Annotated in this window: 13 protein-coding genes; all 13 read right to left on the bottom strand. The window is 34.7% G+C overall.

Annotation, left to right across the window (positions count from 1 at the left end):
- Window positions 1-8 precede the first annotated feature (8 nt).
- Window positions 9-179 carry a hypothetical protein gene (locus LDP15_RS01805; protein WP_012898204.1) on the bottom strand — a complete coding sequence of 57 codons (171 nt, stop codon included), beginning with the start codon at window positions 177-179 and terminating at the stop codon, window positions 9-11.
- Between the two features lie 27 nt (window positions 180-206).
- Window positions 207-1520: a GTPase ObgE gene (gene obgE, locus LDP15_RS01800; protein ID WP_015426743.1), complete on the bottom strand. Its 1314-nt coding sequence runs from the start codon at window positions 1518-1520 to the stop codon at window positions 207-209.
- 149 nt (window positions 1521-1669) lie between these two features.
- Entirely contained in the window at window positions 1670-2848 is a 1179-nt protein-coding gene (locus LDP15_RS01795) for a cell division protein FtsQ/DivIB (protein WP_015426744.1), read from the bottom strand.
- A complete protein-coding gene (gene murG / locus LDP15_RS01790) occupies window positions 2849-3922 on the bottom strand; it encodes an undecaprenyldiphospho-muramoylpentapeptide beta-N-acetylglucosaminyltransferase (RefSeq protein ID WP_003130746.1) in 1074 nt (357 codons plus the stop codon).
- 209 nt (window positions 3923-4131) lie between these two features.
- Window positions 4132-5484, bottom strand: coding sequence for a UDP-N-acetylmuramoyl-L-alanine--D-glutamate ligase (gene murD, locus LDP15_RS01785; RefSeq protein ID WP_225513442.1), 1353 nt, complete (start codon window positions 5482-5484; stop codon window positions 4132-4134).
- A gap of 331 nt (window positions 5485-5815) precedes the next feature.
- Window positions 5816-6157, bottom strand: a complete 342-nt coding sequence (locus LDP15_RS01780; protein WP_010906046.1) for a P-II family nitrogen regulator — start codon at window positions 6155-6157, stop codon at window positions 5816-5818.
- A gap of 131 nt (window positions 6158-6288) precedes the next feature.
- The gene (locus tag LDP15_RS01775) at window positions 6289-7530 is read right to left on the bottom strand and encodes an ammonium transporter (RefSeq protein WP_015426746.1); all 1242 of its coding nucleotides are present in this window, start codon (window positions 7528-7530) and stop codon (window positions 6289-6291) included.
- A gap of 182 nt (window positions 7531-7712) precedes the next feature.
- Complete coding sequence (locus tag LDP15_RS01770; RefSeq protein ID WP_225513443.1) at window positions 7713-9188, bottom strand: HAMP domain-containing histidine kinase; 1476 nt, start codon at window positions 9186-9188, stop codon at window positions 7713-7715.
- A gap of 8 nt (window positions 9189-9196) precedes the next feature.
- Window positions 9197-9889 (bottom strand): response regulator transcription factor, encoded by a 693-nt coding sequence (locus tag LDP15_RS01765; protein WP_003130756.1) that lies wholly within the window; start codon window positions 9887-9889, stop codon window positions 9197-9199.
- Window positions 9890-10044: 155 nt separating this feature from the next.
- Window positions 10045-10575 carry a DUF177 domain-containing protein gene (locus tag LDP15_RS01760; protein ID WP_015426748.1) on the bottom strand — a complete coding sequence of 177 codons (531 nt, stop codon included), beginning with the start codon at window positions 10573-10575 and terminating at the stop codon, window positions 10045-10047.
- Window positions 10576-10705: 130 nt separating this feature from the next.
- Window positions 10706-10951, bottom strand: coding sequence for a type B 50S ribosomal protein L31 (locus LDP15_RS01755; RefSeq protein WP_003130760.1), 246 nt, complete (start codon window positions 10949-10951; stop codon window positions 10706-10708).
- A gap of 155 nt (window positions 10952-11106) precedes the next feature.
- Window positions 11107-11571: a hypothetical protein gene (locus tag LDP15_RS01750; RefSeq protein WP_015426749.1), complete on the bottom strand. Its 465-nt coding sequence runs from the start codon at window positions 11569-11571 to the stop codon at window positions 11107-11109.
- Between the two features lie 81 nt (window positions 11572-11652).
- Entirely contained in the window at window positions 11653-12015 is a 363-nt protein-coding gene (locus LDP15_RS01745) for a TIGR02328 family protein (protein ID WP_042230481.1), read from the bottom strand.
- Between the last annotated feature and the right edge of the window lie 57 nt (window positions 12016-12072).

Raw genomic sequence — 12072 nt, 5'->3', positions numbered from 1 at the left:
AGACTGAATTAATCAGTCTTTTTTTCATCGTTTTTCTTTTGATTAGCCTTTGATAAAGTCAATTTACCATGAGGATTGTATTTCTTTAACAAGTCATCAATCCGTTCATCGGTCCAATAATCGGCTGAGGCAATAAAATTTCCGTCTTTGTCACGGTCACCAATAATTTTAAATCCCATTTTTAATCTCCGAAAATATTGAAATTTTTAATCTACAAATTCAAATTCAAATTTTTGAATTCTAACATAGTCGCCATCCTTGGCTCCCATTGAACGCAGTGTTTCGTCAACACCCATCGCGCGCATTTGGCGAGCAAATTTCATAACTGATTCATCATGATCAAAATTAGTCATAATAAAGAGTCTTTCAATCTTATCACCAGATAAGCGCCATCCACCATCATCATCACGAGAAACTTTAAATGGTTTTTCTTCTTCTTCAAAGCCGTAATAAGCTGTTTCATCCGCTAATTCAGCTTCATCATAAAGTAAGAATTCTGGTGTTTGTGCAAGTAATTCACTTGTGCGTGCAAGCAAACCTTGAAGTCCTGTTTTAGTCAGGCCAGAAACTTCAAAAATTTCAGGCATTTCTTTATCAGGACCTAAATCAGCAGCTAATTTTTCTTTAAATTCAGCTAAACGTTCGGCAGCTTCTGGCATATCCATTTTGTTGGCAACAATAATTTGTGGACGTTCCATCAAACGTAAATTGTAAGATTCTAATTCATCATTGATTGTTTTGTAATCTTCGTATGGATCTCGTCCTTCAAGTTCTGACATATCGAGAACATGAAGAAGGACACGTGTACGTTCAATATGACGCAAGAATTGAATTCCCAGTCCTGCACCAGAGTGCGCTCCTTCAATCAATCCTGGCATATCTGCCATAACAAAACTATCTCCATAACCTACTTGAACCATTCCAATATTAGGAGTGATTGTTGTGAAATGGTAAGCGCCAATTTTAGGACGCGCATTTGAAACAACTGACAATAATGTTGATTTACCAACAGATGGAAAACCAACTAAACCAACATCTGCTAAAACACGAAGTTCCAAAAGTAGAATTTTATCTTCTCCTGGTTCTCCATTTTCTGCTACCTCAGGTGCTGGATTACGTGGTGTGGCAAAACGAATATTTCCACGACCGCCGCGACCGCCTTTAGCAACCGCAAATTCTTGGTCTTTTTCGATTAAGTCAACTAAAACATCACCAGTTTCGTTATCTTTAACAGTCGTTCCTTGAGGAACATGAACAATCAAATCTTCGGCTCCACGACCGTGCATTCCTTTGTTCATCCCTTTTTCACCTGGTTTACCACGGAAAATACGGTTATAACGGAAATCCATTAAAGTTGACATTCCTTCATCAACTTTAAAGATTACAGAACCGCCTTTTCCCCCGTCACCACCGGCAGGTCCACCATCTGGAACATATTTTTCACGGCGAAAAGCAACTGCACCATCGCCACCTTTACCAGCTTTTACTTCAATTCGTGCTGTATCTAAAAACAAAGACATACAGTTTCTCCTCTAAATTTTCTTTATATAGTTTATTTATTATTTTTCCACAAAAATGCGTGCTATCTATTATAGCATTTTATCAGCTTTTTTTATAGCTTACTCTGTGCTAAAAAAGTGACAATCCTAAATTATCACTTTTTTTATTTTTAATTTGAACTTGTTGTTGTACTTTGAGCAGTATTTTCACTACTTGCATCAGTCTTTTTCGCATTTTGAGCAGAAATAGATGCTGATTTTGAGGTAGATAATTGTGAAAGATAAGCATCATAAGCAGCTTTTGGCTTCGTATAAATACCAGCTTCCATATCTACAACTTGTGGTGCTTGAACTTGCTTAGCAACACTTGGATAATATGGCAGACGATCAGCTAATTGACTCAATGAAACTCGAACCTGATTCCCGTCACTCATATCAATGGCAATGAAATCTTTCGTCGCATCTGTAGGAGTTTTAGTAACATTAGTCATCAGTGATTTTATTGCTGGTTTAAGCGTTTCATAAGCATTTACAAAAGTTTTAACTTCTTCATCATTAAAATTTTGTAAAACTGGCAATTTCTCAAGCTTAGTTGCATCAACTGGTGTTGTAATCACGTAACCGTTATTTAAGACAAGGTAAGTTTGATCATTACGTTTGACATAGACACTGTTTGTATGTTCTTTTACAATGGCCTCAAAGCGATTAGGAAAATGGTAATTGATTGTAACGGCAGAAATTCTAGGGAATTTTTGTTCAATTGTCGCTTCAATTTTTTCCTTATTATTTAGGATATTAAAAATACTATCACTTGTTTGAATTCCAGAAGCTAATGCAACTTGTTCGCTACTTTCATTCGCATTTCCAGAAACACTAAAAGTTGATATTTTACTTAAAGGTGAAATCAAATAAAGAGAGCCAACGAATACCAGAACAACAATTGCTAAGGCTGGCCACATTTTCTTTAAAAGTGGAGCTGAACCTTTAAATAAAGAAGAAAATCTCGAAGGTCTTTTGATTTGCTCTTCTTCATACTCATATTCATTCTCTTGAGAAAGTTGTTCTAACTGAGCAATAATTTTTTCATTTTCAATCGGAGCTTCGCTTGATTGAGTTTCTTCGTTATTAGTCTCAAAGCCTTCTTCTAACAACTCAGCTGACTCAGCTTCGTCTCTAGTGTCATCAAAGTTTTTTTCAGTTTTTGGGAGACTTTTAAGAAAAGGTGAAGAAAAATGAACCTTTTTAGGTTGATTTGCTTTCTTTTCTTTTTTGGCTTCTTCTGCTTTTCTTTTCTGATATTCAAGATGTTTTTGCTGCCAAGGGGTTAAGTTAATATCTTTTTCACTCATTTATTTACTAATTTCTTTCACTAGATTGTAAAGGCGTTGGCTAGCATCTGGAACGCCCGCTTTTAGACTAGCTGCTTGCATTTCTTGATACTTCTCATTATTTTCGAGTATATTTGAAATAGCTTCAACCAAAGTTTGACCCGTTAGGTCTTCGTCTTTGATGATAATAGCTGCACCTTGGTCAACGTATTCTTGAGCATTTTTAGTCTGTTGGTCAGCTGTCACATTTGGACTTGGGACATAAACGGCTGGTAAGCCTAAAGCGGTAACTTCAGCAATAGTTGTTGAACCAGACCGTCCTAAAAAGAGCTGACTTTTTGCCAAAAGTTCTGTCATATTATTAATATAAGGACGAATATCTAAATTAGAATTTTCTTTATATTGATTAAAAGTTTCCTTGTAATCATCATAATAAATCTCTCCTGAAGCATAAACGGTTTTAAATGAACGTTGTGCTAATTCAGGAAGGGCTTCAATAAAAGCATTGTTAAGTTTTAAAGCGCCACGTGAGCCACCAAAAATGACAACCGTTGGCTCTTCAAATTTTTCTACTTGAGCCGCTGCATCTGCAACTTCTTGTGCCCTTGGATTTCCAGTAAAAGTCGTTTTGCTCGCTGGAAAATATTGTTCTGCTGCGTGAAAACCTACTGCAATTCGGTCAACTTTTTTAGCAAGAAAACGATTAGTTATTCCTGGGAAAGAATTTCCTTCATGTATAATTGTTGGAATTTTTAATTGCGCAGCAGCATAAACAACTGGCCCTGCCACATATCCACCAGTTCCCAAAACAACATCCGGTTTAAATTCTTTCATAATTTTTTTAGCATCTGAGACAGATTTAAAAAACTTATAAGCTGTTTTTAAATTTTGCGGACTTAGTGAACGACGTAATCCTTGGATATCAACTGTTTTTAATTTAATTCCTGCTTGAGGGACAATTTTTGCCTCCAAGCCTTTTTTCGTTCCAATATAAAGCACTTCTGTATCTGGTTCTACTTTTTCCAAATACTTAAGGAAAGCTAGCGCTGGATAAATATGACCGCCTGTGCCGCCACCTGTAATGATAATTCGCATGTTTGTTTTTCTCCAATAGTTTGGGGATTCTCTGACAAATATTTTTGTACCCAAGTTTCATTAAATCCTGTTCTCTAATAAACAAGAAAATAATGATAGAAATAAAGTACAAATTAAATCTGATAGCTGTCAGCAAGATGAATCGTAATTATTCTTTCTGTCAGTAAAATTAATTTTAACATAAATTAATTCAATAATTGTCAGTACTTTTATTTTTTCAAATTTTCAAAGGCTTTGATGAATAAATCACCGCGTTCTTCAAAAGTTTTATATTGGTCCCAACTTGCACAAGCTGGACTAAGTAAAATTGTATCTCCTGCTTGCGTTTGAGGTAGAATTTCTTCGAGGGCTTTTGCAACATTTTCACTATCAAAAACGGGAATATTCAATTTTTCTGCAGTCAAACGTAATTTATTTGCTGTTTGACCAAAAACAACCATTCCTTTCAAATCTTGCAAATCTTTTTCTAACTCTTCAAAACCATTTCCACGATCAAGTCCGCCAGCTAAAAGCCAAAGTTTACTATTATCAAAACCAGAAAGTGCTTTTTGAGTAGCCAAAATATTGGTTGCCTTGCTGTCGTTATAGATTTTACGACCATCAATTTCACCAAGATATTGCAGACGATGTTTTACACCAGCAAAACTTGTCAGCACTTCTACAATCGCTTCATTTTTTGTCCCTTGTAATTTTGAAGCTACAATGGCTGCTAAAGCATTTTCTAGATTGTGCTCACCAGGAAGTGAAAGTTCAGAAACTTCCATGATATATTCATCATTAAAATAAATTTTTCCATCTTTAGAATAAGCACCATTAACTTTTTCTTTTGTTGAAAAAGCAAGAACAGTCGCTTTCGTTTTGTCAGCCAAATTACGACATTTTTCTTGATTAAAATTGAGAATCAAGAAATCATCTGAGGTCATATTTTCTTGAATTCGCCATTTTGCAGATTCATATGCCTTTTGCGAACCATGATAGTCTAAGTGAGCTGAAAATAAATTTGTAATTAAGGCAATTTTAGGGCGGAAGCTATCAATGCCCATCAATTGAAAACTTGAAAGTTCCATCACTAATGTATCAGAAGCACTCGCTTTTTCGGCTACTTCTGACGCTGGAAAACCAATATTTCCTGACAATTTTGCTGACTGGCCATCGGCATTTAAAATATCAGCAATCAATGTTGTCGTCGTTGTTTTCCCATTGGTTCCGGTAATTCCAATAATTGGAGCTTCACTGATAAGATAAGCAAGTTCAACCTCAGTAATTACAGGAATCTTCAATGCTTCAGCTCGTTCAACCATTGGGTTATCATAACGAATTCCTGGATTTTTAACCATTAGTGCAAAATCTTCATCCAATAAATCAATAGGATGACTCCCTGTGATGACTTTAATTCCTTCTTCTAAAAGTAGTTGCGTTTCTTTATTTTCTTCAAAAGGTTTGCCATCATTGACCGTAACAATCGCACCCAACTCATTGAGCACAAGGGCAGCAGCCATTCCAGAACGGGCAAGTCCAAGAACTAAGATTTTTTGATCTTTAAATTTCGTTATTTTTTTCATTTTCTATTCCTTTTTAAGTTGTCAGTAAAATATTTCACTGACGACTTTATCTAATCTATTTTACCCCTAATCGGGCTTTTTTTCAACAGTCTTATTTACTGACAAGTCTGTCAGTAATTTTTTCAAAAAAACACAAAAAGCTGACCTATTTGTCAGCTTAATTTTTAATAATATAGAACTCATCAAGAAGAATCATTTCCAACCTAGAAAAGTCATTGTTAGCTTTGCTGACTTACAAATATACTATTTGTTACACCGAGAGTCAGCAGTAGTGAATCTGGAAAGGTAGTCTCCAAGCATCTACACTTTATCCTGTTATAAAGTATGAGACTTAGAGCGCTTGAGCATCTTCTTCTGAGGTTCTAATTCGAATTACACGCTCAACTGGTTGAATGAAGATTTTACCATCTCCCACTTCGCCCGTTTGAACTGCTTTAATAATCACATTAACAATATCATCAACTTTTTCATCGATTGATACAATTTCTATCTTTAACTTTGAAAGTAAAGTAGTTTCAATTCGTTGACCACGAACATATTCTGTAAATCCTTTTTGTTCACCATAACCCAAAACTTGAGAAACTGTCATCCCATGCACCAAGCCATTATCTGATAGGGCTGCTTTCAAATCTTCTAATTTATCTGTCCGAATAATCGCTTCAATTTTTTTCATATTTTTTCTCTCTTTGTATCTTACATTTTTACTGACAGACTTGTCAGCATACTTCAAAGACATCATTCAAAATTGATTTTACTGACAAACTCACAATTTTATATAAGAAATATCTGTCAGTAAAATTAAACTTAAGAATCCAAACCTAAGAAGGTTGGATAAGCAGTTTCTTCGTGCTCACTGTCGTCAAGTCCAATAGCTTCAGCACGGTCAGATACACGAATTGGCATAAACAAGGCAATCACTTTAATAATGATCCAACTCACAAGAGCAGTGAAAATAACTGTGAAGACAACCGCAGATACATTAGCCAAAAGTAATTTCCCAGAGCCATAGATTAAACCAGCGTATCCTTTTTCTGGTGCCAAAGCCGGTGTTGCAAAAATTCCTGTCATAATTCCGCCAAACATCCCGCCAATACCGTGACAACCAAAAGCATCTAAAGCATCATCATATCCCAATTTCTTTTTAACTACAGAAATCATAAAGTATGACAAAGGACTGACCAAAAGACCAATAATCAATGACGACCATAAAGAAACAAAACCAGCGCCTGGAGTGATAGCCACCAAGCCAACTACCGCACCAGAACAAGCACCAACAATTGAAGGTTTACCAATCAATATTTTTTCAACAATCATCCACGAAAACATTGCTGCTGCAGCTGCTGTATTAGTCGTCATAAAAGCATTAATTGCCACACCATTGGCAGCAAGTGCTGACCCAGCATTAAAGCCAAACCAACCAAACCATAGGAGACCAGCGCCCAAAACAACAAAAGGAATATTATGTGGACGATAATCTAAACGCTCATAATCTCGACGCTTTCCAAGCACTAACGCAAGTACAAGTCCTGTCACCCCACTTGAAATGTGAACAACATCTCCACCTGCAAAGTCAATCGCATGAATTTGAGCCAAAAATCCACCGCCCCAAACCATATGAGCCAAAGGATAATAAACTAAAATTAACCAAGCAGTCATAAAAATCAAAATTGGTGTAAATCTCATTCTTCCAACAACAGATCCCGTAATTAGAGCTACTGTGATAATCGAGAACATCATTTGAAAACCAGAAAAAAGTCCATCTGGAATATGATTAGCAGGGAAAAGTGAATTTTTAGCCATATCCACACCATTCATAAACAAATGGTTGAAATCACCAATCCAACTATTGCTTCCTGAAAATGAAAATGAGAAGCCAATAATTATCCATAAAATAGAAGCCAGAGCCATTGGTGCGAGAGACATCATCATTGTGTTTAACACATTTTTTCGGCGTCCAAGTCCCCCATAAAAAAATGCTAATGCAGGCGTCATCAAAAATACCAATGCCGCACAAATTAAAATAAATGCAATTGAGCCTGTGTCCATAAAATTTCTCCTTTAAAAGTTCGAGATTAAAACAGAATATTTATCAATATTTTCTGATAATTTAATCATGTAATAAAATATAACACAACTTTCTAAACAAGTCAATTATTTTTATATTTGATGTTATAAAATATAACATATGCCACAAAAAAAGAACTGCCTTTTAGCAATTCTCTTATTCTTTATTTTATTTTCGGGAATTTTAGTGTAAAAGTTGAACCAAGACCCAGTTCTGAATTTACCTCAATTTCCCCTTGATAATTTTCTGCCAATCGAGCTAAAATTGGTAAACCTAAACCAGTTCCACCAATTTCTCGATTGCGAGCCTTGTCCGCTCTAAAGAAACGTTCAAAAAGATGATCAATATCTTCTTCTGAAATTCCAATTCCTTTGTCAGATACACTCGTAATCACAAACTGTTCATCCTCATAAACAGTAATCACGATTTCTTTACGATCATCAGGAGAGTATTTAGCAGCATTATCTAACAGAATTCTCAAGCCTTGTTCAAAATGATTTTCTGAAATTCGCGCATGAGTGGGATAAATAAGCCGGTTATCAAGCACTATTTCAAAATCATCATGCAAAAGCTGAAAATTCTTAAGGGCCTGATTACAAACTTTTCCAACATCACAATCCAGTTCTTCACTTGATAAATCAACATTTTCAAGACGAGCAAGAGCCAACATCTCCTCAAACATTTTCTTCATTCGATCAACTTCATCTAAACTTGCCTGCAAAGATTCATCTAATACTTCTGGATCATTTTTCCCCCATCGATTCAGCAAGTTAATATGTCCATCCAAGACAGCTAAGGGTGTTCTTAACTCGTGAGAAACATCAGAAACAAACCGATTTTGCTGTTCAAGATATGCCTTCATCTTCAACATCATATCATTGTAAACGTGAGCCAACTCTTCGATTTCATCTCCGCTTTGAATTTCAATCGGTTCAAAATCATTTGTTGGATCATTTGCCATTTCTTGCATGCCCTGATAAAGTTTTTCCAATGGTTTCATAAAGTAATTAGCCATGAAATAACCAATCAACTGAGCGATAATCAAGGCAACAATTTCTAAAATTAACAAGACAATCAAAAGAAGATTAGAAATTCGATGATAAGTCGTCGTATCATAAAAAGCCTGTAAGTATCCTACAACTTGTCCTGTTGACTTAGAAATAATTTTTCTCTGAACTAAATAACCTGGATTCTCTCCCCGAATCTCTTTCATTTCATTATTAGCCTGATTCTGAAAACCAAAAGTATGTCGATTCGTTGAATACAATAATTTATGATTTAAATCATAAATATAAAATGCTTTCCGTGTGCCAATGATACTACCCAAACTCATTCCTTCAGACTCCCCATTTTGAATCTTTGATGTCGCTTCAATATATGTGTTCAAATTCGATGAATTCAAAGGAGCATCTGCTTTTTCTAAGACTTCCTCAACACTATCCATAGAGCGAGTTAATAATTGTTGTTCTTCTTTAATAAAAGAACTGATTGTCAATTGATAAGTCAAAGTAGCAAACAAAGTAAAAGTAATAAAACAAAAAACGGTGTTAGCAAAAGCCCACCTAAGCATGATAGACCGCTTAGCCGAACTTTCCTCTACCGTCTCTTTTTTCTTATTGAAAGTAAATAATTTTTTCATCTTATTTTTTATTTGCGTTCACGCATTACATAACCTAAGCCACGAACAGTTTGAATATAGCTATCTTGACCTTCAACATCAATTTTATTTCTAAGATAACGAATATAAACATCCACAACATTTGTTTCTGTTCCTTCTTCATATCCCCAAACTTGTGAAACTAAATGTTCACGAGTCACAACATCGCCAACATTTTGCATCAATGTCAAAAGTAGGTCATACTCACGACGTGTTAAATCAATTACTTTTTTACCACGATGAACTGTGCGATTCGTTTTATCAATCACAAGATCACGGAAAGAAGTATTTTCAGCACGTTCAACGGCATGACCATGCTCTTCACGACGGAAGAAAGCACGAACACGCGCCAAAAGTTCCTCAATCGCAAAAGGTTTAGTGATATAATCATCAGCCCCAATATCAAGACCAGCAACACGGTCCATCGTTGAATCACGTGCCGTCATCATAATGATTGGTGTATCTTTTTCTTTTCGTAAACGACGGGCTACCTCAAAACCGTCAAGTTCAGGAAGCATCAAATCAAGCAAGATTAAATCATAATCTTTTGAAGTTGCTTCTTCAAGACCGGAACGACCATTATCTTTAATCTCAGTCGCATAGCCTTCATGTTCTAATTCTAATGAGACGAATCGCGCTAAATTCTTTTCATCCTCAATAATCAAAATTTTCTTTGAAGTCATATCATTCTCCTTTGTTAAAAAAACTGTATAATTCGATTTCTTATAATACTATTATAAGATAAATTTAATTTATGTACAAACTATTTGACGCTTTTTTTAAATTGTTTTCGCTTTCTTATGCTTTAAGGCTGAAATCCTTTGAAAATGAGAGCTGTCTAATCAAATAATCCATTCAAACCATCAAAAGGGGATTTCTTTTCTTCCAATTTTTCTTCTTGTTGTTTGGCATAATCTTCTTCACTCAAAACAGACCAGAATTTACCAGCCGGCAACTCTTCTGCCTCTTCATCTTCAGCAAAAATTTGCAAAGGAATTTCCAATAAAAGATTATCAGTGATTGATTCATCTAAACTGATTAAATCTTTATCCAAAACAATAATCAAATCATTGTCTAATAATTCTTGATTCCCTCTCAAACTCTCTTCAGTCGCAAAAATTTCATTGACAAGAAGATCAATTGGATACTCGACTGGTTTTAAACTTCTTGACGAAGGCAATGTCAATACTGTTTTAATTTGATAATCTAAATAGAATAAATCATCATCATAAGCAATTTCACCTTTAACCTCAATTGGTTGACAATCCAAAATTTCTTGTGAACGTTTGAGCAACTCTTCGCGTAGATCTAATTCTTCATTGAAATTAATCTGTTTTTTTTTCGTTAATTCATTTAAAGACCATTTCATCTTTTAATATTCTCCCACAATTTAATTATTTTTCTTTATTTTATCTTATTTCTATATTTTTTCATAATAAAAAGCTGTCAAATGACAACTTTTACAGGTAAAAATAAAAATGGTCGAATGACCATTTCTATTATTGTTTGCCGTATTTCTTTTCGAAACGAGCGATACGTCCGTCCGCTGCTTGGAATTTTTGACGACCTGTATAGAATGGATGTGAATCTGAAGAGATTTCAACACGGATCAATGGATAAGTGTTTCCGTCTTCCCATTCAACAGTTTCTTTAGAACCTTTAGTTGAACCAGTCAAAAATTTGAATCCAGTTGTAGTGTCCATGAAGACTACTGGTTGGTAATTTGGATGGATATTTTGTTTCATCGTTAGAATTTCCTTTCTGCCTTGGACTGTTTGCCAGACCAAAGTTGTACGAATACTTAAATATTCTATCAAATTTATAGATAAATTTCAAGTTAAAATTTTCTTTTGTCAAGAAAAAAACTTTACAAACTTTTCAATTCTTAAAAAAAGTAAATTTACTCCAATAAAAATTTTCTATAATAATATGTTCCGGTAGTATCTCTAGCATAAAGTCCAATCTTACGTTGATTAATTCCGAGTTCTTTTATTTTAGTTATCCACTCATTTTTAGCTATGAAATAAGTTGCATCTTCTTGCGGATTAAGTAAAATTGGTAGTTTGGCACTTTCGTACTCGAAATCTCTAGGCATCATAAATATTATTTTTTTCCGCCTTTTTCTTAACCAACTTTTTTGATAAAGACCGACTTCATAAATCTTTACGGGAACGGATCCAATATTTACAAGATCAATAGACCACAAAGATATTTTTTCTCCAGAGAATATTTTATAAGAAATCCAATAATCAACTTCTAATTTTTTTCGATAGTCTCTTCTTGCCAAATAAAGCGAAACAATAACTACAGCTATAGTTCCAAACGCACTCAAGGCATCCCAGACATTTCCTAAATCGATAATCATGAGTCACTCGCTTTCTCATTTTATACTCATGATTTTATCATATCATTTTAGCCTTTTCAAAGGAAATCCTCTTTTTATTTTCTAGATTATTATTCCCTTTTCTCTCAAATTTTCTTTACAGTCTTCAAGATAATCATTATTATGTTCAGGATAGATCGGGAAGGTTTGAACCACTTCTTCTAGTTCTAAATATACTTTAGAAGTTTGTCCCCGATATAAAGGATTTAGCCATTTTTCATCCGGATGATAGCCTCTTTTTCTCATTTCAGTCATGACTTGTAAATGATATTGAAAAAGTTTATAGGGCGAATAATTAAAAACATAATTTACTGTTGAATGTGGTTTCCCCCAGCCTTTTCCTCGAAGGGCACAACATTCACGATGCTGTCCCAAAAGTTGCTGTCTTGGAAGCTTTTTGATTAAGGCTTCATGCCAAAGTCTCATATTCTCCCCTTTCATACTTAGAATGCAAAAAATTTCTTTATTAAAAAATCCTCCCGA

This window comes from Lactococcus sp. SK2-659 (assembly GCF_020218185.2).
GTDB lineage: Bacteria > Bacillota > Bacilli > Lactobacillales > Streptococcaceae > Lactococcus > Lactococcus lactis.
The sequence above is the reverse complement of the archived record's forward strand: the minus strand, read 5'-3'. Positions and strand labels throughout refer to the sequence as shown.

Coding starts and splice junctions, on each gene's coding strand:
- LDP15_RS01805 (WP_012898204.1), bottom strand. CDS start 179: ATGGGATTTAAAATTATTGGTGACCGTGACAAAGACGGAAATTTTATT.
- obgE (WP_015426743.1), bottom strand. CDS start 1,520: ATGTCTTTGTTTTTAGATACAGCACGAATTGAAGTAAAAGCTGGTAAA.
- LDP15_RS01795 (WP_015426744.1), bottom strand. CDS start 2,848: ATGAGTGAAAAAGATATTAACTTAACCCCTTGGCAGCAAAAACATCTT.
- murG (WP_003130746.1), bottom strand. CDS start 3,922: ATGCGAATTATCATTACAGGTGGCGGCACAGGCGGTCATATTTATCCA.
- murD (WP_225513442.1), bottom strand. CDS start 5,484: ATGAAAAAAATAACGAAATTTAAAGATCAAAAAATCTTAGTTCTTGGA.
- LDP15_RS01780 (WP_010906046.1), bottom strand. CDS start 6,157: ATGAAAAAAATTGAAGCGATTATTCGGACAGATAAATTAGAAGATTTG.
- LDP15_RS01775 (WP_015426746.1), bottom strand. CDS start 7,530: ATGGACACAGGCTCAATTGCATTTATTTTAATTTGTGCGGCATTGGTA.
- LDP15_RS01770 (WP_225513443.1), bottom strand. CDS start 9,188: ATGAAAAAATTATTTACTTTCAATAAGAAAAAAGAGACGGTAGAGGAA.
- LDP15_RS01765 (WP_003130756.1), bottom strand. CDS start 9,889: ATGACTTCAAAGAAAATTTTGATTATTGAGGATGAAAAGAATTTAGCG.
- LDP15_RS01760 (WP_015426748.1), bottom strand. CDS start 10,575: ATGAAATGGTCTTTAAATGAATTAACGAAAAAAAAACAGATTAATTTC.
- LDP15_RS01755 (WP_003130760.1), bottom strand. CDS start 10,951: ATGAAACAAAATATCCATCCAAATTACCAACCAGTAGTCTTCATGGAC.
- LDP15_RS01750 (WP_015426749.1), bottom strand. CDS start 11,571: ATGATTATCGATTTAGGAAATGTCTGGGATGCCTTGAGTGCGTTTGGA.
- LDP15_RS01745 (WP_042230481.1), bottom strand. CDS start 12,015: ATGAGACTTTGGCATGAAGCCTTAATCAAAAAGCTTCCAAGACAGCAA.